At 61.4% G+C, this 21,611-nt stretch carries 24 protein-coding genes; 13 read left to right on the plus strand and 11 right to left on the minus strand.

Annotated features, from left to right (window positions below; all coding sequences use genetic code 11):
- Nucleotides 1-68: 68 nt before the first annotated feature.
- From ACSQ3F_RS05935 to ACSQ3F_RS05980, 10 genes are all read right to left on the minus strand, one after another.
- Complete coding sequence (locus tag ACSQ3F_RS05935) at nt 69-824, minus strand: SDR family NAD(P)-dependent oxidoreductase (RefSeq protein WP_436099374.1); 756 nt, start codon at nt 822-824, stop codon at nt 69-71.
- Between the two features lie 20 nt (nt 825-844).
- Nucleotides 845-1,612: an SDR family NAD(P)-dependent oxidoreductase gene (locus tag ACSQ3F_RS05940; RefSeq protein WP_436099375.1), complete on the minus strand. Its 768-nt coding sequence runs from the start codon at nt 1,610-1,612 to the stop codon at nt 845-847.
- A gap of 10 nt (nt 1,613-1,622) precedes the next feature.
- Nucleotides 1,623-2,657 carry a proline racemase family protein gene (locus tag ACSQ3F_RS05945; RefSeq protein ID WP_436099376.1) on the minus strand — a complete coding sequence of 345 codons (1,035 nt, stop codon included), beginning with the start codon at nt 2,655-2,657 and terminating at the stop codon, nt 1,623-1,625.
- Nucleotides 2,654-4,147 (minus strand): aldehyde dehydrogenase family protein, encoded by a 1,494-nt coding sequence (locus tag ACSQ3F_RS05950; RefSeq protein ID WP_436099377.1) that lies wholly within the window; start codon nt 4,145-4,147, stop codon nt 2,654-2,656. Before ACSQ3F_RS05950 ends, ACSQ3F_RS05945 begins: the two co-directional genes overlap by 4 nt.
- 40 nt (nt 4,148-4,187) lie before the next feature.
- Nucleotides 4,188-5,426 carry an NAD(P)/FAD-dependent oxidoreductase gene (locus ACSQ3F_RS05955; protein WP_436099378.1) on the minus strand — a complete coding sequence of 413 codons (1,239 nt, stop codon included), beginning with the start codon at nt 5,424-5,426 and terminating at the stop codon, nt 4,188-4,190.
- A 53-nt stretch (nt 5,427-5,479) separates the two neighbouring features.
- Nucleotides 5,480-6,358 carry a 4-hydroxy-tetrahydrodipicolinate synthase gene (dapA, locus tag ACSQ3F_RS05960; protein ID WP_436099379.1) on the minus strand — a complete coding sequence of 293 codons (879 nt, stop codon included), beginning with the start codon at nt 6,356-6,358 and terminating at the stop codon, nt 5,480-5,482.
- Between the two features lie 31 nt (nt 6,359-6,389).
- The gene (locus tag ACSQ3F_RS05965; RefSeq protein WP_436099380.1) at nt 6,390-7,055 is read right to left on the minus strand and encodes an amino acid ABC transporter permease; all 666 of its coding nucleotides are present in this window, start codon (nt 7,053-7,055) and stop codon (nt 6,390-6,392) included.
- Between the two features lie 11 nt (nt 7,056-7,066).
- Nucleotides 7,067-7,729 (minus strand): amino acid ABC transporter permease, encoded by a 663-nt coding sequence (locus ACSQ3F_RS05970; protein WP_436099381.1) that lies wholly within the window; start codon nt 7,727-7,729, stop codon nt 7,067-7,069.
- Nucleotides 7,730-7,738: 9 nt separating this feature from the next.
- Nucleotides 7,739-8,518 (minus strand): amino acid ABC transporter ATP-binding protein, encoded by a 780-nt coding sequence (locus tag ACSQ3F_RS05975; protein WP_436099382.1) that lies wholly within the window; start codon nt 8,516-8,518, stop codon nt 7,739-7,741.
- Nucleotides 8,519-8,585: 67 nt separating this feature from the next.
- Nucleotides 8,586-9,419 carry a substrate-binding periplasmic protein gene (locus tag ACSQ3F_RS05980; protein WP_436099383.1) on the minus strand — a complete coding sequence of 278 codons (834 nt, stop codon included), beginning with the start codon at nt 9,417-9,419 and terminating at the stop codon, nt 8,586-8,588.
- Nucleotides 9,420-9,619: 200 nt separating this feature from the next.
- On the opposite strand from ACSQ3F_RS05980, the gene ACSQ3F_RS05985 reads away from it, so the two are divergent.
- The gene (locus tag ACSQ3F_RS05985; protein WP_436099384.1) at nt 9,620-10,339 is read left to right on the plus strand and encodes a GntR family transcriptional regulator; all 720 of its coding nucleotides are present in this window, start codon (nt 9,620-9,622) and stop codon (nt 10,337-10,339) included.
- Nucleotides 10,340-10,352: 13 nt separating this feature from the next.
- A complete protein-coding gene (locus ACSQ3F_RS05990; RefSeq protein ID WP_436099385.1) occupies nt 10,353-11,117 on the plus strand; it encodes a pyrroline-5-carboxylate reductase in 765 nt (254 codons plus the stop codon).
- Nucleotides 11,118-11,242: 125 nt separating this feature from the next.
- Here the strand turns inward: ACSQ3F_RS05990 and ACSQ3F_RS05995 are convergent, their stop codons facing one another.
- Nucleotides 11,243-11,713: an Lrp/AsnC family transcriptional regulator gene (locus ACSQ3F_RS05995; RefSeq protein WP_436099386.1), complete on the minus strand. Its 471-nt coding sequence runs from the start codon at nt 11,711-11,713 to the stop codon at nt 11,243-11,245.
- A 283-nt stretch (nt 11,714-11,996) separates the two neighbouring features.
- Between ACSQ3F_RS05995 and ACSQ3F_RS06000 the strand changes: the two genes are divergently transcribed.
- The 11 genes from ACSQ3F_RS06000 (at nt 11,997) to ACSQ3F_RS06050 (ending at nt 21,594) form a co-directional block, all read left to right on the plus strand.
- Nucleotides 11,997-13,058 carry a homoserine dehydrogenase gene (locus ACSQ3F_RS06000; protein ID WP_436099387.1) on the plus strand — a complete coding sequence of 354 codons (1,062 nt, stop codon included), beginning with the start codon at nt 11,997-11,999 and terminating at the stop codon, nt 13,056-13,058.
- A complete protein-coding gene (locus tag ACSQ3F_RS06005; protein ID WP_436102052.1) occupies nt 13,058-14,467 on the plus strand; it encodes an aldehyde dehydrogenase family protein in 1,410 nt (469 codons plus the stop codon). The genes ACSQ3F_RS06000 and ACSQ3F_RS06005 overlap by 1 nt, the downstream gene beginning before the upstream one ends.
- 137 nt (nt 14,468-14,604) lie before the next feature.
- A complete protein-coding gene (locus ACSQ3F_RS06010) occupies nt 14,605-15,384 on the plus strand; it encodes an ABC transporter ATP-binding protein (protein WP_436099388.1) in 780 nt (259 codons plus the stop codon).
- Nucleotides 15,385-15,427: 43 nt separating this feature from the next.
- A complete protein-coding gene (locus tag ACSQ3F_RS06015; protein WP_436099389.1) occupies nt 15,428-16,198 on the plus strand; it encodes a transporter substrate-binding domain-containing protein in 771 nt (256 codons plus the stop codon).
- A gap of 175 nt (nt 16,199-16,373) precedes the next feature.
- Nucleotides 16,374-17,096 carry an ABC transporter permease gene (locus ACSQ3F_RS06020; protein WP_436099390.1) on the plus strand — a complete coding sequence of 241 codons (723 nt, stop codon included), beginning with the start codon at nt 16,374-16,376 and terminating at the stop codon, nt 17,094-17,096.
- A 10-nt stretch (nt 17,097-17,106) separates the two neighbouring features.
- Nucleotides 17,107-17,796 carry an ABC transporter permease gene (locus ACSQ3F_RS06025; RefSeq protein ID WP_436099391.1) on the plus strand — a complete coding sequence of 230 codons (690 nt, stop codon included), beginning with the start codon at nt 17,107-17,109 and terminating at the stop codon, nt 17,794-17,796.
- Between the two features lie 190 nt (nt 17,797-17,986).
- Nucleotides 17,987-19,213 (plus strand): trans-sulfuration enzyme family protein, encoded by a 1,227-nt coding sequence (locus tag ACSQ3F_RS06030; protein WP_436099392.1) that lies wholly within the window; start codon nt 17,987-17,989, stop codon nt 19,211-19,213.
- Nucleotides 19,214-19,233: 20 nt separating this feature from the next.
- On the plus strand, nt 19,234-19,386 hold the full coding sequence (locus ACSQ3F_RS06035) for a hypothetical protein (RefSeq protein WP_436099393.1): 153 nt from the start codon (nt 19,234-19,236) through the stop codon (nt 19,384-19,386).
- 12 nt (nt 19,387-19,398) lie between these two features.
- Nucleotides 19,399-20,208 (plus strand): phosphotransferase, encoded by an 810-nt coding sequence (locus ACSQ3F_RS06040; protein WP_436099394.1) that lies wholly within the window; start codon nt 19,399-19,401, stop codon nt 20,206-20,208.
- Entirely contained in the window at nt 20,205-20,648 is a 444-nt protein-coding gene (locus tag ACSQ3F_RS06045) for an Lrp/AsnC family transcriptional regulator (protein ID WP_436099395.1), read from the plus strand. Before ACSQ3F_RS06040 ends, ACSQ3F_RS06045 begins: the two co-directional genes overlap by 4 nt.
- Nucleotides 20,649-20,685: 37 nt before the next feature.
- Nucleotides 20,686-21,594: a homocysteine S-methyltransferase family protein gene (locus ACSQ3F_RS06050; protein ID WP_436099396.1), complete on the plus strand. Its 909-nt coding sequence runs from the start codon at nt 20,686-20,688 to the stop codon at nt 21,592-21,594.
- Nucleotides 21,595-21,611 lie beyond the last annotated feature (17 nt).

Consider the following 21,611-nt stretch of genomic DNA (forward strand, 5'->3'; position numbering starts at 1 on the left):
CTTAACGCACATACAAAGGGTAGGCTATGGAACGACACCTTGTTGGTCCTGCCTCCTGTGTCCTCCGTCTACGCGACGGCCTGCGCGCCAGTTATCTCGACGAGCGATCCGCACATGAACGCGGCCTCGTCAGATGCAAGGAACGCGACGAGCGCGGCGACTTCTTCAGGCTTGCCGATGCGGCCGAACGGCACCAGCTTGTCGAGGTCTGCGATGGTCCGTCCGGATCTCTTGACGCCGGCCTCGAGCATCGGAGTATGGATTTCTCCGGGACAAACTGCATTCACCCGGATCTTCTGTGGCGCGTAGTCACGTGCAAGGTTCTGCGTGAATGCCGCGACGGCCGCCTTGGTGGTGTTGTAGGCTATATGATTGGGTGCCGGATAAAGCCCCCATTGGGATGCGGTGTTGACGATTGCACCGCCGCCTGCCTCGACCATGTGAGGAATCGCAGCCCGGCAGAGATGGAACATGGAGTCGAGATTGACGGCGAAGCTTGTGTGCCAATCCTCCTCGGTCAATGAAAGGAGGTTTCCGCGGCGGTTTATTCCAGCGTTGTTGACAAGCACGTCGAGGCGGAACTTCAGGCCGAGCACCTCGCGGACGAGTCGAGCGCATTCGGGGCCTTGCGCGATGTCAGCAACAATGGCCACCGCAGCACCACCGTTATCCTGAATATTACCCGCCACTTCGGCCGCGGCCTCTCTGTTCATGTCGGAAACGACGACGAACGCGCCCTCGTGCGCCAACCGTCTGCTGATGGCGGAACCGATGCCGCCGCCTCCACCGGTGACGATCGCAACCCTGCCTTCAAACCTTTTCATCTTCTTCTCCTGAAAACTGTTCAACGAATGTAGCTGCCGCCATTCACATCGAGCGTCGCTCCGTTGAGCGAACGCTGCGAGGGACGCAGGGCGAAGGCCACAAGCTCCGCCACCTCCGATGGCTGGGCCATCTCCCCGATCGGAATATCCACGACCGCCGACTGTTTGCCGTGCTTGGCGATGAATTCCTCGGCCATATCGGTCTGGACCCAGCCGGGTGCGATCGCGACCGCGATGACGCCGTCCGGCCCGAAGCTCCGTGCGATGGATTTCGTCAGGTTGACGAGCGCCGCCTTGGTCGCGCCATAGGGCATTGCTTCGGCCGCATAACCGCGCTGTCCTGCCCTGCTCGCCATGTTGACGATACGGCCACCACCGTGCGCCTTGAAATGCCTGACCGCCTCGCGGCAGAGGTCCGCCGCTGCGAAGACATTGACCTGGAATTCCTTCTGCCAGGCCTCTCTCCACGCTCCCGGCTCCGAATCTATGGAAATCTCTGTCCGGATGCCTGCGTTGTTGACGAGACCATGGATCCGTCCCAAGGCAGAGATCGATTTTTTCCACAGATCGAACGCTCCATCAGGATTGGAGAGATCCGCCTGGACGATGACACCCGCGCCGCGGATGCGATCAAGCAGTTTCTCGGCCGCGGTTCTGTCGCGGCCATACTGGATGATCGGGCGTGCGCCCTCCGCCGCAAGCTGCTCCACGATCGCCGCACCTATGCCGCCCGACGCCCCCGTGACGAGAACGTTCTGGCCTGAAAGAGATTTTTTGGACGTAGGCATCAGTTCCTCCTTACCCCAGCATGTCGACCTGCGGGCCCCAACTGTCCGACAAGGCGAAACCGTGCGCAAAGGGATCGTCGCCGGAAATCCTGAGCTGCTCCGTTCCGTAGACCCAGCCGCGGCCGGTGATCCTTGGCAGGACCGCCCTTCGTCCTCCCACCTCCGTCTCCCCGATGGCCTCCGCCAGAAATTCGCCGCCGATGATCGAGCGCGACGTTCGCCGGTCCCCCACAGAGACTTCGCCACGCGCAAGGAGTGTGGCGAGGTTCGCCGAGCTTCCCGTGCCGCAGGGAGAGCGGTCGACCCGGCCGGGCTGCAAAGTCGTGCATGTCCGGACCGCGCCGTCCGGCTCCGTTGCCCTGAACATCACGTACGCGATCTCGTCGATGCCCGAAAGCGTCGGATGCTTCACCTCGACCTGTTCGGCAAGCAACGACCTCAGTTCGATCCCTGCCTCGGCAAGGTCGCGTGCATACTTCGGCACGATGTCGAGCTGGATTTGCCCGACGTCGACGATCGCGTAGTAGACGCCGCCGAATGCCACATCGACCTTGATGCGGCCCCAGCGCGGCGTGTCGATGATCTTGTCCAGGACCTCTGCAAAGCTCGGGACATTGTCGAGGCTTACCGAAACGCACCGGCCGTCGCAACATGCTGCGCGTGCAACCACGAGTCCGGCCGGGGTGTCGAGCCTTACGACCGTTTCCGGCTCCTGCATCGGAACTCTTCCGCTTTCCAGCAGCGCGGTGACAACGCAGATGCAGTTGCTGCCCGACATCGGATGCGCGCGATCGGCCTGCAGCACGATGAACCCGGCCTCGGCGTCGGGCCGGGTCGGCGCGACGAGAAGATTGACCGACATCGCGACGCTGGCGCGAGGTTCGAAAGTGACGAAGCGGCGGAGGCTGTCATCGACGGTGTTGATGTGGTTCATCTTGTCGAGCATGGTCGCGCCGGGAATTTCCGGGGCACCGCCGACAATCACCTTGCCGATCTCGCCCTGGCAATGAACCTGAATGAGATCGATCGAGCGCTCCCAGTTCATTGGGCGGCCTCCAAAGGCTTGATGTACCAGCCCCACGGATCCTCGCTGACGAACCTGGTGATCTGCTTCGTCTCGAGATAATTCTCGAGGCCCCAGCGGCCGAGCTCGCGGCCGATTCCGGACTCCTTGTAGCCGCCCCAAGGGGCTTCGGTGAACGTCGGCTGCGAGCAGTTGATCCAGACGATCCCGGCGCGGAAGGCTGCGGCTACGCGCTCGGCTCTGACGGCGTCCTTCGACATGACCGCGGCGGCGAGGCCGAAGCGGCTGTCGTTCGCGAGCTCGATTGCCTCCCCTTCGTCGGCGAAGGGCCGGACGCAGACCACCGGGCCAAAGATCTCCTCGCGCCAGGCGGCGCTGTCGAGGGGCACGCCGGTCAGCACGGTTGGCTCGAGATAGTAGCCTTTCCCGAAACCGTCAGGACGGCGTCCACCGCAGGCGACCGTTGCGCCGGCCGCCTTGGCTGCCTCGATAGCTCCGAGGACCTGCTCGTATTGGCGCTTCGAGACCAGCGGGCCAAGAAGGATCCCGTCCTCCAGACCGTTGCCGATGGTGATCTTCCGCGTCTCTTCGACAAGCCGCAGCAGGAGTTTCTCGTAGATGCCCTCCTGCACGAGAACGCGCGATGTGGCCGAGCAGACCTGCCCCTGGTTCCAGAAGATGCCGAACATGATCCATTCGACAGCCTCGTCTATATCCGCGTCGTCGAAGACGACGAAGGGCGACTTGCCGCCGAGTTCAAGGCTGACGCGTTTGATGTCCCGGGCCGCAGCCACCATGATCTTCGAGCCGACCGGGCCGGATCCGGTGAAGGCCAGCTTGTCGACGCCTTTGTGGTCGATGATCGCCTGTCCCGCCACCGAGCCGGAACCTGTGACGATGTTCAGCACGCCGGCCGGCAACTTTGCCTCGTCTGCGACGGCGGCGAGTTCAAGGGCGGTCAGCGACGTCAACTCGGCCGGTTTCAGGACCACGGTACAGCCGGCGGCAAGCGCAGGGGCGACCTTCCAGGCCGCCATCAGCAACGGATAGTTCCAGGGGATGATAGCCCCGGCGACGCCGATCGGCTCCCTGACGGCCTTCGAGATGAACCGAGCATCCGGGAGTGTGATGGGCTCTTCAGGACTGTTGTCGAGCTGCTCTGCAAGCCCTGCATAGAAGTCGAAGCAGCCGGCGGCGTCGGCTATATCCCAGTCCGCCTCCGGAAGGGGTTTGCCGTTGTCGATGACTTCCAGACGGGCGATTTCCTGGCTCCGCGCACGGATTCCGTTGGCGATCGCTCGAAGATAGGCGGCGCGCTGCGAGCCGGAGAGTTTCGGCCAGCCGTCCTTGTCGAAGGCCCGGCGCGCAGCCGCCACGGCTGCCTCGACATCTTCTGCGGTCGCCGCTGGTGCCTTGTGGATGACTTCCTCGGTGGCTGGATTGACGACGTCGAACGTCCCGCCCATCACCGGTGGGACCCACCTGCCGTCAATGTAGAGTTCGCTGCGCATTTTGGCTCCTGTTCCTATTCTTCATCGATCCGCGTCGTTGTCAGAAGCGGTTCACACGGTACGGTTTGAGGTCGATGGGCGGCTCGACGCCCATGACAAGATCGCCGATCAGGCGCGCAGTCGTTGCTGCGTAGGTCAGTCCGAGATGGCCGTGGCCGGTTGCGTAGAAAATACCCCGATGCTTCGCCGACGGCCCGATGACGGGAACGGTGTCCGGTAATGCCGGACGATGTCCCATCCATTCGGAGGCGTCATCGACGCGCAGGTCGGGAAGCGCCTCCTTCGCACGCTTCACCAGCACCTTCGCCCGCCGATAGTCCGCAGGCGCATCGAGGCCGGCCATCTCTACGGTCCCACCGACGCGAATGCCTCCCGCGGTCGGCGTCACCATGAAGGCTCGCGCGGGCCAGATGATGGAGTGTCGCATCGACACACCCGGCGACATGATCTGGGTGTGGTAGCCGCGCTCGGTTTCGAGCGGAATCGGTTCGCCGAGAAGGCCCGAGAGCCTCCCGGTATAGGCACCGGCACAAAGCACGGTCCCGGCGGCGGGGATACGGCGGCCGTCCTTCAGTCGAACGGCGGTGACGCTGCCATCGCCCTCCTCAAAGCCGACGACCTCGCCCGTCTCGATCCGTCCCCCGAGCGCCTGGAATTTCTCGGCCAACGCCACGACCAGCCGGTAGGGATCCGCAACCGAGCGGTTGTCGGGAAAGAGAACGGCACGACTGATCTTGGTCGCCAGCGCCGGTTCCAGATCGCGAATTGCATTGCCGACGAGGACTTCATACCGAAATCCGAACCGCTCGAGAACCTCGATATGCGCGCGGTCCGCCTTGAATTCGGCTTCACCGGCGTAGAGGCTGAGGCAGCCCTCGGGGCTCAGCATGTGGGTGAGGCTGGTATTCTCGAGAAGCACGTCGAGGTCTTCATAAACACGGCGGCAGAGAACCGCACCCGCCGCCTCCAGCTCTCTCACCCGAGCCGGGCGGCTTGCTTCGAGGAACCGAAGAAACCACGGGGCGAGCTTCGGCAGATAGGAAGGCCTGATCCGAACCGGCCCCTCCGGATCGATCAGCCATTTCGGCATTTGCGACCAGATCGACGGGCGGGACGCCGGCATGAATTCGGTGACCGCGATGCTCGCCATGTTGCCATAGGACGCGCCCATTCCTGGCGCGTCCTTGTCGATCAGGACGACGTTGCGTCCACGACGCTGCAGTTCAAACGCGATGGTGACGCCAATTATGCCGGCGCCGACGACGGCTATATAAGACATGAAATGCCCTCAAAGCGATTGATCAGCACGGGATAGCCGAACCCACGTGGGGCTTACCAATTCAGGATCGGTTCCATGGCCGCCTTGAATTCGGCCTTTTCCTCGTCCGTCAAAGGCCCGAGCGGCGCACGGCATTCGCCAACGGGCGTGCCCTGAAGCTCGCAGCCATATTTGATCTTCTGCACGAACTTACCGCTCTCAAGGATGTTCATCGCCCGGTAGAGAACAGCCATCTGCTCGCGCGCCTTGTCGAGATCGCCAGACCGGAACGTGCGGTCGAGATCGCAGCATGCCTTGGCCATGCAGTTCGCAGGGCCGCAGATCCAGCAGTCAGCGCCCCAGAACATGAAGTCGAGTGCGATGTCATCCGAGCCCGAAACGAGGTCGATGCGACCCTTGTAGCGCGAATGAATGTCGACGGCGCGCTGCAGAACGCCTGAGCTTTCCTTGATGCCGATAACACGCGGATCATCAGCCAGCGCATCCATCAGCTCAAAGGAGATCTCGACCCCGTCTTTGGGGGGATAGTTGTAGAGGACGAGACTGACATCCACGGCATCGAGAACGGCGCGGTAGTGCCTGAGCAGCTCATCCTGGGTGGGACGGGTATAGAATGGCGTCGCCAGCAACACGATATCATAGCCGATTTCCTTGGCGCGCGCCGTGTTCTCGATCACTTCGCGGGTCGCCGGCGCGTTGGTGCCGGCAACGAGGACTTCATCGTCATTGGCGAAGTCCTTGACGAATTTGAGGACATCCTCCCGCTCGCTATTCGACATGGAGAAATACTCGCCGGTCGAACCGCAAGGCACCCAGCCGGTCACTCCCGCCTCTCGCAGGCTCAGCATGTGCTTTTCAAGCGCCTTGAAGTCGATCTTGCCGTCTGCGTCGAACGGGGTGACAAGGGCAGGCATGACGCCTTTGAGTTTCATGGGATATCTCCTTTTCAAGAATTCGATGGTGTCAGATCGCGAGCTTCGCGAGGATACGGCGCTCGATCAGCGACACCGCGCGCGTGAGCGGAAACGCGATGATGAAGTAGATGAGCGCCACGATGGTGAGGACCTCGACAGGCCGCGCCGTGTTGTTCGAGACGTTCTGGCCGACGAACATCAGGTCGGACATGCCGACGGCGGAAACGAGCGCACTTTCCTTGAAGAGGCTGACGCAGTTCGACAGGAGCGTCGGAATGGCGCGCAGCACGGCCTGCGGAAGGACGACATTCGTGATTTGGATACGGCGCGGCAGACCGAGCGCGACACAGGCGTCAAGCTGTTCCGGACCGATCGATTTCAACGACGCCCTGAACGTCTCGCTGGTGATCGCCCCCATGTAGAGGCTCAAGGTGATCACACCCGAGGTCAGGTTGGACAACTCGACGCCCAGGATCAGCGGCAGGCAAAAGAATATCCAGAAGAGCTGGATCAGGACGGGCGTGCCGCGGAAGAATTCGACGTAGACGCTGGAGATGCCACGCAGAACCGCGCTGCGCGAGGTCCGGGCGAGTCCAACGAGAAAGCCTAAAGTGCAACCGAGGACAATGCAGATCAGCGTCAGCCTGATGGTCATCCCGAGACCGAGAAGCAGAGCATCCTGAAAGCGAGGTATGATCGAGAAATCGAGCGCCATGGTTCTTCTCCTCAGTTCGTCAGAGCTTGGCGTCGGCGTTCAAGATAACCGACGATCTGGGTGACGGGGAAAGAAACGGCGAAGTAGATGAGAGCGACGACCGTGAAAGTTTCGATTGGCCGATAGGTCTCTGTGGCAAGCGTCTTGCCCTGGTACATCAGGTCCTGCACAGCCACGATGGCGACCAACGCGCTCTGCTGGAAGATGACAATGCCGTTCGTGAGCAATACCGGGATCGAGGCCCTGAAGGCCGTCGGCAACACGATATAGAGGACACGCTGGAGCGGGTTGAGACCCAGCGCGATCCCAGCGTCGAGCTGCTCCCGCGGCACCGCCTGAATGGCTGCGCGGTAGGCCTCCGCGTTGAACGCCATGAGATTGAAGCCGAGCGCCAGAATGCCCATCGTCATTGATCCAAGAAAGACGTTGAACAGCATCGGCACGCAATAGAAGAACCAGACGATCTGCACGACGGCGGGGGTGCACCGGAAAAATTCGACGAACAGCATCGCCGGCAAGCGGATCAGCGCGATACGGCTCATGATCAGCAAAGCCAGCAGGAAGCCGCAGACAATGCCGATGATGTTAGCCGCAATCGTGAGCTCCAGGGTCACGATCAGCCCTTCCCATAGCGGGGCGAGGGTTATGGACTGGAAGTCGAACGAATAGTTCACCTGCGCCTCCTACTGCCGGATGTGGAAGACGCGGTCGATGAAGTCCTTGGTCCGCTCTTCTTTCGGAGAGCCCAGAACCTGCTCGGGTGGACCGTCTTCGACCACGACACCGCCGGCACAGAAAATGACGCGCGAGGCAATATTCTTCGCGAACCACATGTCGTGCGTGACAATCATCATCGGCATGTTCTGCGCCGCGAGCTGCAGGATGACCTGCTCCACTTCAGCGACGAGTTCGGGATCGAGAGCCGAGGTCACTTCATCGAAGAGCATCAGCTTCGGATCAAGCATCAACGCACGGGCGATCGCCACGCGCTGTTTCTGGCCGCCGGAAAGCTGGGCCGGGAAGGCATTCGCCTTCGCGCCGAGACCGAAACGCTCCAGCAGGGTCTGCGCCCGCCGGGTCGCGTCGGCCTTCTTCTCACCCCTGACCTTGCAAGGCGCGAGAATCAGGTTCTGGATAACGTTGAGATGCGGAAAGAGCGTGTAGTGCTGAAAGACCATACCGATCGAACGGCGCACCTCGGCGTCGATAATGGTCTTCTTGTCCAAACCTTCCGAGGAGATGTAGGGCTTTCCGCCGAACGTGATCGACCCACTGTCGATCTTCTCGAGGCCCATCATCACGCGCAGCAGCGTGCTCTTGCCGCCACCGCTCGGACCGATGACGACGACACGTTCGCCTGGTTTCATTTCGATGTCGAGACCCTTGAGCACCTGAATGTGCGGGCCGTAGCTCTTGTGGAGGCTCTGCATTTTGACGAGGGGAAGGCTGAGGGACATGGTCATGGCCGATCTCGGAGTCAAATGGAGGAAGTGGCCGGACAGTCAGATGCCCGGCCGGGCCCGGCGAAGATCAATTCGCGCCTTTAAGCACTTGGTCGACGGCCTTGCGGATGAACGCGTCAACCTCGCCGGTGGCAACTTTCTCCTCAAGGAAGATGTTGACGACCTCGACATCGGCTGCCGACAGCTGATGCGGCAGGCCAAATGCGACGCCCTGCTTTGCAAGCGCCGGCGTCGGGTTCATCGCGACAGCCCAATCAGGGTTGGACTGCGTGAAAAGCTGGTTGGTGTCGGACGCATCGACGAGAATATCGGCGCGCTTGGAAACCACTGCCAGACGGGTTTCGTCGTTGCCGGGAAGCCGCAGAATGGTCGCGGTCTTCACCGCGGCCGAGATTGCCTTGTCCTGGGCGGTACCTGACATGACGGCAAGCGTCACGCCTTCCTTGTCGATGTCCGCAACGGAGGCGGCACCCGCCGGGATCTTCGGGTTGTCCTTGTTATAGGCGAGCGAGATCTGGTACTCCATTGCCGGGATAGAGAACTGCACCGCCATGGCGCGGGCCGGCGTCCGGTTCAGCGCCAGCGAGACGTCCCACTTGCCTGCCTGAAGACCGGCGACGATGTTGTCCCAGGTGGTATCGACGAATTCCGGATTCACCTTGAGAGCGTCCGCGAACCCGCGGCAAAGATCCGCAAAGAAGCCCGAGTATTCGCCGGTGGCCGGATCTCGCATGACGTAAGGCGGAGCGACGGCTGCGCCGCAGCGCAGGACGCCTGCTTTCTGGACGCCTTGCCAGTAGCCGTCGGCGGTCTGCGCGATAGCAGCGGTGGTTGAAAGACCTGTCATCAAGGCAAGCGCAGGCAGCGCCCGCAAGGCGGACGAGAACATCTTCGAAAACATCGGCATTCCCTTTTTTGCTGTGCGCAAAGCGCGCGGTTCCACTCGTCGGCTTCAGGCCAATCTTCGTGTTATATTGTCGGCTACGTGTCGACTGATCAATTTATGTCGTCTCCATGTCGACAAAGTCAAGTGGAAAAATTACATTGTCGACACGGGGTTTTTCTGGCCCTATGTCTGCGGAAACAGCGAAAGGGACCTAAGTGTCTGACGAAGCGGAAGTGAAACGCGCCAGGGGGACTGGCTGGAAGAACGTCTACGAGACGCTGCGGAACGAGATCCTTGCCCTCACCCTGCAACCTGGCCAACTCCTCGACGAGACGACTCTCGCCGAACGCTTTGACATGTCGCGCTCTCCCGTGCGCGAGGCATTGATCCGGCTCGCGGGCGAAGATCTCGTCGTCACACTTTCGAACAGGAGCACGATCGTCGCGCCCATCGAGGTCGCGACCTTCCCCAAATATGTCGAGGCTCTCGATATCGCTCAACGGATGAACACACGCCTTGCGGCAACTCTCCGCACGGATGCCGACCTGAAGATCATCGCCCGCCGGCAAAAGGAGTTCGAGGCCACTGTGCGGACCGGCAACCACCTCCAGATGTCGGAGGCAAACAAGCAGTTCCACATGGCGATCGCGCATGCGGGAAAGAATCCTTATCTCGCATCCTTCTACGAGCGGCTTCTCAACGAGGGCCAGCGCATGCTCCATTTGCACTTTGAATATCTGGAGCGGACGCATGAGGGCTACCTTTTGACCGACGAACATCAATTGATGCTCAATGCCATCAAAGCCAAAAACGTCGACCTCGCGGACGAACTGGCCCACGCGCATACACGCCAGTTCCAGGACAACTTCATCAACTTCATGCGGGAGAACTATACGACCGACGTGACGTTGGGCCCGCTGCGCGCCGCGCAGTGACCGGAGAATATTGATGAAGCTCGGCTTTGTTGGAGCAGGCGCGATCACCGAAGCGATGGTGACGGGCTTACTCACCGCCCCGCCCCTTGCCGGCGAGGTCGTCGTCTCACCCCGAAACGCCGAAGTCGCGGGAAGGCTGGCAGAGAGGTTTGCGGCAGTCCGGATCGCGAGAGACAACCAGGCGGTCGTCGACGCCAGTGACGTGCTCGTCCTCGCCATCCGGCCGCAGGTTGCTCAAGAGGTCGTCAGGGCACTCCGGTTTCGCCAGGGGCAGACAGTCATAAGCGTAATTGCGGCGACCGACCGCGGCAGGCTGCTGGACTGGATCGATCAGGACGTCCGGTTGACACAGGCTATCCCCCTTCCCTTCGTCGCCGATAGAAATGGCGTCACCGCGATCTATCCGCCCGACCCGCAAGCCGCCGCGATCTTCTCCGGCCTCGGGACGGCGGTCGAATGCGCGACCAGGGAGGAATACGACCTTCTCGCGGTGGCCAGCGCCCTCATGGGTACCTACTTCGGCATACTTGACCGCACGACCGGCTGGCTAGCCGAAAAGGGAATACCCGCTGACAAGGCACGCGCCTATCTGACACCCCTCTTCGCAAGCCTCGCCGAGACCGCCGTTAGGTCTCACGCGTCGCTCGAAGACATCAGGAGGGAGTTCTCCACGAAGGGTGGATTGAACGAGCAGGTTTTTGATGACTTCGACCGCAACGGGGGAAGCAAGGCGCTGGCTGATGCGCTCGCACGCGTCCTTCTGAGGATCCAGAGCTAGCCGATCGCTCCCGCTCGACGATTAGCGGCGAAGAAAAGGCCGTCAGGCGGGACGAAGGCGTCGGCGGCACGTTGACAGCTTCGTTGGTCTCGCAGCACGCGGCCAATCGACGCCACCTAGCTCTCTTAGGACTGCACAGGAACAAACATGCCCAACTTTATGTCCTTGAGGACGACATTCGTGTGGATTCGCTTGATTTGTGGATTCTGCGACATGATCTGTGCGGTGATTTCATCATATTGGCCAACGTCCTGTGCCGTGATGATCGCAACAAGGTCCACGGAACCGGTGACGTAATAGACCTGCTGGATGTGGTCCTGCTTGTCGACCCAAATGCGGAATTTCGAAAGCGCATCGTAGTTTTCGCGCTCGATCTCCATTCCCGCTATGAACGTCATCGGATTTCCGGCAACCTTTCGATCAACAACAGCGATTTCCGCCGAAATGATCCTCTCCTCTCGCATCCGCTTCAGACGGCGTTGAACGGCGGACGCCGAAAGGCCGATCATCTCCCCGATCGCTTCCGCCTTGATCTGACAATCGCGTTGCACGATCTCAAGGATGCTTCGGTCGAATTGATCCAGTGGTTCCGTCATCTGCTCCTCGCCCTCGGCTTCAACGTGCTACAGCGTCCCCGGCGCGCCTGAAAGACCCGCGGCGTTGTAGAGATTTGCCGCAGCCTACACTAGATCAGTGCGGCCATTCGTCAAAAATCGCTTTGCGCCCGCGTCATCTCCGCGTCGTTCGCTAATCTCTCATAGGCAACGGGCATTTCGCCATCGAGTATGCAGAATGACCAATTCTTTGGCCATTTAGCACGCTTCAACGCACCCCTCTTGTCGTCCACCATTTACCGGATCGCTCAAGAGAGGAAATGGCATGACACAGTACAATATCGCGCTTATCGGTTTCGGCGGCGTCAACCGTGCATTGGCTCAACTGGTCGCTGACAGCAATGATCGCTGGGACGCCGAACTTGGACTGCGGCTGAATATCGTTGCGGTGACCGATCTCCATCTCGGTTCCGTCATTTCTCCGAACGGCATCGACGCGCGCATGCTCGTCGAAACCAAATTCGCCAAGGGCGGGTTTGGGCAACTGTCCGGCGGCAGCGCCGAAGCCGACAATGAAACGGTGATCAAGCATGCGCCCGCGGACATTATCGTCGAGGCGACCTTCACAAACCCCGTCGACGGCGAACCGGCCATATCCCATTGCCGGTGGGCGCTCGAGAGCGGCAAGCACGTCGTCACCACCAACAAGGGGCCCGTCGCCCTGGCATCCACGGAGCTGAAGGCTCTCGCTGCGTGGAATGGGGTCATGTTCGAATATGAAGGGGCCGTCATGAGCGGCACGCCGGTCATTCGCATGGCACAAAAGACGCTTGCGGGAGCCGGTCTCCATGGCTTCGAGGGCATCTTGAACGGCACCTCGAACTTCGTGCTTGGCCGCATGGAAGGTGGGCTCGGCTTCACCGATGCTGTCAAGGAAGCGCAGAGCCTTGGTTATGCGGAAGCGGACCCGACCGCCGATGTCGAAGGTCACGATGTCCGGCTGAAGGTCGTCATTCTCGCCAACGAACTGCTCGGCGGCAAGCTGACACCGCAGGATGTCGCCTGCCGGGGCATTTCGGGTCTGACTGCAGCAAATATCGAAACTGCTGCACAGGAAGGCTACCGCTGGAAGCTGATCGGTTCAGCATCCCTTGCCGAAGACGGCCGTATCGAAGCCCGCGTTGCGCCTCAGCGCCTGCCGCTCGATCATCCGCTCGCCGGCGTCGGCGGCGCGACCAACGCCGTCTCGCTCAAGACCGATCTTCTCGGCGCCGTCACGGTGACTGGACCCGGCGCCGGCAGGATCGAGACCGCCTACGCGCTCCTTTCCGACATCATTGCCATCCACCAGGCCGGTTCCGGCGCGGGCAAGAAGGAAGCCGCATGATGACCGCTGCAAAATTCCATATTGCCGACATGAGCGAGCAGATCACCGTTCGCAATCCCTATGACGGAACGGCGGTCGGCAGCGTCGAACGCACGGGTGCCGGCCAGATTGGTGTGCTCATGGAGCGTGCAAAGGCCGGCGCTGCATTGTCACGCGCCCTGCCGAGACATCGGCGTGCAACGATCCTCGAAAAGGCGGCACAGGCGATCGAGAACCGGCGGGAGGAATTCGCCCGGCTGATCGTCCGGGAAGCCGGCAAAACGATCGTTCAGGCCCGCAAAGAAGCGTCGCGCTGTGTCAATACGCTGAAACTCTCTGCCGAGGAAGCAAAGCGGAATGCCGGCGAGGTCATTCCGTTCGACGCCTATGCCGGTTCCGAGGCGAGGCACGGCTGGTTCACGCGCGAGCCGCTCGGCATCATCGCGGCGATTACCCCCTATAACGATCCGCTCAATCTCGTTGCCCACAAACTCGGTCCGGCGATTGCCGGCGGTAACGCCGTCCTGTTGAAACCATCCGAATTGACCCCCCTTTCGGCGATCCGCCTGGTCGACACGCTGGTCGAAGCCGGATTGCCGGAGGAGGTCGTGACGGTCGCCATCGGCGGCGCCGATCTCGGCAGAGCGATCATCTCTGCGCGAGATGTCCGCATGGTGTCGTTCACCGGCGGCTTTGCGACCGGAGAGGCAATCGCAAAGACGGCGGGTTTGAAAAAACTTGCCATGGATCTCGGCGGCAACGCACCGGTCGTCGTCATGTCGGATTGCGATTTCGCGCAGGCTGTCGAGGCCTGCGTCTCGGGCGCTTACTGGGCGGCCGGCCAGAACTGCATCGGCACGCAGCGTATCCTCGTCCAGGCGCCGCTCTACGGACGGTTCCGTGAGGCCTTCGTGGCGGGCACACGAAAGCTGCTTACCGGCAATCCGGACCAGGAGCATACCGATGTCGGTCCGATGATTTCGCAGCGGGCAGCCGAACGGGCAGAAATGATGGTCAATGACGCCATCGCTGCCGGCGCGACGCTTCTGTGCGGGCACCGCCGGGAAGGAACCGTCTATCAGCCCACCGTGCTCGAAGGCGTGCCGCAGACCTGCAAACTGTGGATGGAGGAAGTCTTCGCGCCGGTCGTCATGCTGCAGCCCTTCGACCAGCTCAGTGACGCAATCGCAATGGCCAATGATGCGGAATACAGCCTGCATGCCGGCATCTTCACCAACAATATCGGCGACGCATTGCATGCTGCGGCAGACATAGAAGCGGGCGGCGTGATGATCAACGACTCCTCCGATTACCGTTTCGACGCCATGCCGTTCGGTGGTTTCAAATATGGCAGCATGGGCCGAGAGGGTGTGCGTTTTGCCTACGAGGACATGACCCAGCCGAAGGTCGTCTGCATTACCCGGACCTAGTTCGCCGACTTTCCGCACCGTGAAGGTGGTTGCGCACAAACTCCGCACAATATACGGCCATTGCGCGGAAATACCGCGCACCAGGACGATACTATCCGACCAAACACCCACAAAAAATGCAATGGGGAACCAGAGGAATGACGGAAAAGGCTCCTCCCGCCTTGCTCGTGGACGATGTTCACAAGAGTTACGGGATCCATGACGTCCTGAAAGGCATATCGCTATCGGCACAGAAGGGCGATGTCATCTCGCTCATCGGATCTTCGGGCTCCGGAAAGAGCACCTTCCTTCGGTGCATCAACTTTCTCGAAATCCCGGATCGCGGCCGCTTCGTCATCAACGGCGAGGACGTCTTGCTGAAGCCCGGCCATGGCGGGCGCGCCTATCCAGCCAGTTGGCGGCAGATCGAACGGATCCGGACCGGTCTTGCCATGGTGTTTCAGAGTTTCAATCTCTGGCCCCACATGACCGTGCTCGAAAATGTCATCGAGGCCCCGGTTTACGTCCTGAAAATGAACCGCAAGGAAGCGATCGAGCGGGCCGAAGGGCTGCTTGCGAAAGTCGGGCTTTACGAGAAGCGCCACGCCTATCCGGCTTTCATGTCGGGCGGCCAGCAGCAACGCGCGTCGATCGCGCGTGCCCTGTGTGTGGACCCCGCAGTGATGCTGTTCGACGAGCCCACCTCGGCGCTCGATCCGGAGCTTGTCGGCGAAGTGCTGAAGGTCATCCGCGATCTGGCGGAAGAGGGGCGGACGATGCTGCTCGTCACCCACGAGATGAAGTTCGCCCGAGACGTCTCCAATCACGTGATGTTCCTGCATCAGGGTCGCGTCGAAGAGGAAGGACCGCCGGCCCAGGTCTTCGGTGCGCCGATCAGTGCCCGCTGCCGCGAATTCACGGGCGCGCTCAACAGTTGATCCATCCGTATCCATTCTGACCAAACGCAAAAAGGGGAATTGCATGAAATTCTTGTCTATCCTGCTGACGGGTGCCGCGCTTGCGGTTTCGAGCGCAACAGCGAACGCCGAAGTCCGCTTCGGCATCATGAACGAGGCCTATCCACCCTTCTTTACCAAGGACGCCTCCGGCAAGTGGATCGGCTGGGAAGTCGAGCTGATGGATGCCGTCTGCGCCGAGATGAAGGAGACCTGCTCCATCGTCGACATGTCCTGGGACGGTCTTATTCCCGGTCTCGAGGCGAAAAAATTCGATGTCATCTGGTCGTCGATGTCGATTACCGATGAACGCAAGAAGACCATCGACTTCACCAACAAATACTACAACACGCCAAGCAAGCTGATCGGCGCCAAGGATGGCGAGACTGGTGCCTCGCCCGACGATGTCGCCGGCAAGACCATCGGCATTCAGGTTTCGACCATCCAATCCGACTACTACAAGAAATATTTCGCCGACAAGGCATCGGAAAACACCTACACGACGCTGGATGAAGCATTTCAGGACCTTTCCGCCGGCCGGATCGACTATGTCTTCGGCGATTCCATTCCATTGTCGGAATTCCTGAAATCCGATTTCGGCAAGGACTGCTGCGAGGACAGGGGCAATGTGAAGGACGATCCGGCAATTCTGGGGTCGGGCATTGGCGGCGGGCTGCGCAAGGACGATCAAGCCCTGCGTGAAAAGCTCAATGCGGCCATCGCCGCTGTCAGGGCGAATGGCAAATACGCTGAAATCTCCAAGAAATACTTCGACTTCGATCCGTATGGCGAATGATTGACGGACACGGCGCATGCACTTTCGTCATGCGCCGCTTCGTTTCCCGACCGGCTGGCTGGAGCGGCGATCCGCGCACGCGCCTGATTTATGCGACAGCGCGAGGCTGGTGTCGGCACCCTGGGCAGAGCGCCGGGCTTGCGCTCCCGAACGGCACCTCAAGGTAGATTGTCCAATGTCATCCACCCAATCCATGCTGGACCTGCTTTCGCCCTCCCCGCCGGGATGGGGCGGTGTCCTTCTCAGCGGAGCACTTTCGACGGTCTTGATATCGCTGGGCGCCTATCTTGTCGGCGTGCTGATCGGTCTCGGCGGGGCAATCGGCAAGTTGAAGGGCAACCGACCGGTTCTCTTCGTTCTCGATATCTATACGACAGCGGTCCGCGCCATTCCCGAACTGATCCTGATCATCGGACTCTATTATGCCGGCACGGACGGCCTGAACCGCATTCTGCTGGCGCTTGGCCTCCCAACCATAGAGATAAACGGCTTCGTCGCGGCCGTTGCGGTGCTCGGTATCGTCCAGGGTGCCTATATGACGGAGGTTCTGCGCGGCGCGATCCTCGCTATTCCGGTCGGGCAGATCGAGGCGGCCAGCGCATTTGGAATGCGGCCACTTCTGCGGTTTCGCCGCATCGTGCTGCCGGCTTTAATGCCGAATGCGCTTCCCGGCCTTGCCAATCTCTGGATGTCCGTCACCAAGGACAGCGCGCTGATCGCGGTCGTCGGCTATCAGGAACTGGCGCTCGCAACGCGGCTCGCAGCCGGCAACACTAAGCACTACTTTCTGTTCTTCCTCGCCGCCGCCGCCCTCTATCTTGTCATTACGCTGCTCTCCAACGTCGTTTTCGGCCTGCTGGAGAGCCGCTTCCGGCGCGGGCAACCGAAAACCGCATGAGGACAGCCCGATGAACTTCTCGTGGATTTTCTCCTACTGGCCGCTCCTTGCAGCGGGCGCAGTCCAGACCGTACTCCTTCTCGTCATTTCCGTCGGCTTCGGCTTCATTCTGGCGATCGGCCTCGCGTTGGCGCAGATCAGCGGCCCGCGCTGGCTCAAATGGCTTGCCAGGGGTTATTGCACCTGCCTGCGCGGAACGCCGCTTTTGATCCAGTTGTGGCTGCTCTATTACGGCGTCGGGTCACTCCTGCCCCTCGTTCCGGGCCTGCGCAGCAGCTTCCTCTGGCCAATCGTGCGCGAAGGCTTCTTCTTCGCGGCGCTGAGTTTCACACTCAATTATGCCGCCTACGAAGCAGAGGTCCTGCGCGGCGCGCTTCTCGCCGTCCCCAAGGGCGAACTCGAAGCGGGCCGATCCTTCGGCATGTCCTCCTGGACGCTGCTCAGGCGGATCTGGTTGCCGCGCGCCATCCGCATCGCATTACCGACGATTGCCGGCGAGGTCGTGCTGCAACTCAAGGCGACGCCACTCGCCTTCACCGTGACCGTGATGGACCTCTATGCCGTGGCGTACAAGGTCAGGCAGGACACGCTGCTGGTCTACGAGCCACTGATGGTCGTCACGGTCTTCTATGTCTTCCTGACCCTTCTCATCACCCGCGCCTTCAAGATGGTCGAGGCACAAGTTCCGGTGCGCCGGTAGATTAGCCTCTCCGCGCCGGCGCGCGACAGGCCCATCCTACGCCGCTTATCGGCATATTCAGGCCGATTGAGCGGTCACAAACATGCGGACCGGGCTAGAGTCCGTACCTCACTGCATTTTTCAAGAAAGGTCTTCCATGTCCTCGAGCGTATCGTCCCCCTTCGCGGCAACGGATGGCCGAAGCGTCGCGATGCCTCAGCAGCGCCCCGAAGGCAACCGGCTTCTGCGTCGCGAAACAGTGGCGCTCGATGGCGGTCTGGTCATCGATCCCGCGACGAAGGCCATCGCCCCCAACATCTCGATGTCGGTCAACAACATGCTGGTGCCCGGTGACGGCGCCTTTTCGGCCGATGGCGTTTCGGACCTGACGGCCCTGCCCTTTCTCTACGCGCGCTGGACCAATCCGACCGTTCGACAGCTTGAGCAGCGCATGGCGGCACTCGAAGACGCCGACGATGCGCTGGCAACAGCAACCGGTGTCGCCGCGATTGCCGCCACCTTTCTGACCCTGCTCAAGAAGGGCGATCACCTGATCGTCAGCGATGTCTGCTACGCCGGCGCCAACGAACTCGCGCGGCGAATATTGCCGGACTACGGCATCGAGGTCACTGCCGTGAACATGTCGCGCGTCGAAGAGATCGCCACAGCCTTCCGGCCCAATACGCGGCTTGTCCATTGTGAAAGCCCGTGTAACCCGATCCTGCGCCTGACGGATCTCACCGAGGTGGCGACACTGGCGCATCGACACGGCGCCCTGGTTTCGGTCGATTCCACCCTTGCCACACCGGTCGCGACCCGGCCGCTGGCGCTCGGCGCCGATCTGGTCATTCATTCGCTGACCAAGTTCATCAACGGCCACGGCGATGCGCTCGGCGGCGTGGTTTGCGGCCGCAAGGAGCTGGTCGAGAAAATTCGCTCGCGCGCCGGCGTCTATCTTGGTGCATCGCTTTCGGCACAGAACGCCTGGCTGGTCATGCGCGGTATCGACACGCTGTTTCCACGACTGCGAACGATGTCCGATTCCGCAATGCGGATCGCCCGCTTCCTCAGCGATCACCCCATCGTCACCTCGGTCACCTATCCCGGACTGAAAACGCACCCGCAGCATGATCTGGCGAAACGCCAGATGGATGTCTTCGGCGGGATGCTGACGTTCCAGACCGAGGATCCGCAGGCGATGGCGACCCAACTCGCCAGCAAGCTTCGGGTCGCGCACTACGCCTTTTCGCTCGGCCACCAGCGCAGCATCGTCGTTCTTCTCGATACGGCCGAAATGATGAACTCCACCTATCGCCTTCAAGGGGCGCAACTCGCCGACTACCGGGCCTTCGCCGGAGACGGCGTGTTCCGGCTTTCCGTCGGTCTCGAAGCGGTCGACGACCTTATCGAGGATCTGGATCAGGCGCTGAGCGCATGATGCTTCCTGGAGCGCGGGTAATGCCAGTCGAGAGAACCGAAACCGACACGCTGGGCGGCGCGGCGATGGACTTCCCTCATGCGGTGGAAGCCGACGGCTCGTTGAGTGCCGCGCAACCGGATCAGATTTTCGGCATCGCGCAGCGGTCTCCGGCCGCGCCGCAAGGCGACTAAAGAGCACCCATCATGGCCGTATTCACCGATCTTTCCGACAACGACCGCAACGAGATTGCCGCCGCTTACGGCATGAGCCCGCTGACCTCGGTGATCGGCATTGCCGACGGCGACACCGAGACCACCTACCTGTTTCGCGCGCCGCGCGGCGAGTTTATCGTCACGCTGTTCGAAAACGGCGCCGAGGCTTTCGACCTAGAGCGCGCGTTCCGTACGATGGATGCGCTGTCGGCAGCCGGCATTCCCTGCCCGAAAACCTTGCGCACGCGGGAGGGCCAGGCAACGATGCAGGCCTCCGGAAAACTGGTTGCCGTCGTCAGTTTTGTCGAGGGCTCGCCGTCCGCCTGTGCAAACCCGGCGAAATGCGCCGATCTCGGGCGGCGCATCGCGCAGATCCATCGCACCCTGATGCGCCCTTGCGGCCGCGCCAAGGGAAGCCTGCCCAAAGGACCGATCCATGGGGCCTTCTCTCCCGACAACGTGTTCTTCCTCGGCGACGCGGTCAGCGGCATCATCAATTTCAGGCTTCGTCACGATGATGTCCTGGCCGCCGAACTGGCCGAGGTGCTGGTTTCCTGGACCATGCTTCAGGACGGAGCACTCGATGTGGCGCGCGCCGAGGCAATTCTTGCGGGCTACAGCGGCGTTCTCGCGCTGGAGGACAGCGAACGGCAAGCCTTGCCTGCCTTCGTCCTCGCCGCCGCCGCAAGGCGTCTTGCCGAGTCGGAAGACAATACCGACGTTCCGGGCCGTGCGCTGAATGCGTTTCTGTCAGCCCAGCGCCTGTCATTTTCCGAACCCATCGTGGCCGGTGTCGCGTGAAACGGATTCTTGACCGCGCCGACGAACGCATTCTCGCGGAACTGACCAGGAACGCACGCATTGCGCACGCGGAATTGGCCGCGAAGGTCAATCTTTCCCGCAACGCGATCCGCCAACGCATCGATCGCCTCGAGCGCGACGGGCTCATTCAAGGATACACGATCGTCGTCGGCGACGGCCGTCCTGCGGCATCGACGATCGCTGCCATGATGTTCGTCTACCGGCACGACCGGATGCGCGGCGGCGACGTCATCCACGCGTTGCGGTGCATTCGCGAGGTCGTGTCCTGCGACGTGATGAGCGGCGAATTCGATCTGGTCGTGCGCGTAGAGGCGACCGAAGCCGACCGCATCCGGCAGGTCTGGCAAGAGATTTCCGCATTACCCGGTGTACGGGACACGCTGACGGCATTTGCGCTGTCATCGATGATCCAACGCTGACCGAAATATCCTGACGCAAGATTGGAGTTGTCACCTGATGAGCAAAATACGTATCCTTGACGGCGGCATGAGCCGGGAACTGATCCGCCTTGGGGCCGAGTTGCGGCAACCGGAATGGTCCGCTCTCGCGCTGATGGAAACTCCGAACATCGTCCGGCAGGTCCATGCGGACTTCATCGATGCCGGCGCGGATGTCATCACCACCAACAGCTACGCGCTGGTGCCGTTCCACATCGGCGAAGAGCGCTTTCGCTCACAGGGAGCCGCGTTGGTAGCGTTGGCGGGAAAACTCGCACGCGAGGCCGCCGACGCACGAGCCGACCGCGGGGTTCTGGTTGCCGGTTCGCTGCCGCCGATTTTCGGCTCCTACGAGCCGGAGCGCTTCGACCCGTCCCGCGTGCAAGACTATCTGAACATCCTCGTCGAGGGATTGGCGCCTCATGTCGATGTCTGGTTGGGCGAAACGCTGAGCCTGATCGCGGAGGGGGATGCAGTGCGCGCCGCTGTTGCCGCGACCGGCAAGCCTTTCTGGATTTCTTTCACGCTGGATGACAGCAAGCAGGCTGTTTCCGTTGATGAACCAAGGCTGCGATCCGGCGAAACCGTTGCGGCAGCTGCCATCTGGGCGGCCGGTTCAGGCGCGCAGGCGCTTCTCTTCAACTGCAGCCGGCCCGAAGTCATGGCGAAAGCGGTTGAAACCGTATCCTCCGTGTTTCGCCGGGAGGGTACGAATATCGAAATCGGCGTCTATGCCAACGCGTTCGAAGCCGAAGAGAGCGAGGGAGCAGCAAACGAAACCCTGCATGGCACGCGCGATGACCTGACTGGCGACAGCTACGCGCGATTCGCCTGCGACTGGGTCGAGGCCGGCGCCACGATGGTCGGCGGCTGCTGCGGCATTGGCGCAAAGCATATTCACAGGCTTGCGCATACCCTGAAGAGGTAGAAGTCCGCTTTCCTGTA

The sequence above is a fragment of the Pararhizobium sp. LjRoot238 genome, from assembly GCF_964252955.1.
GTDB lineage: Bacteria > Pseudomonadota > Alphaproteobacteria > Rhizobiales > Rhizobiaceae > Pararhizobium.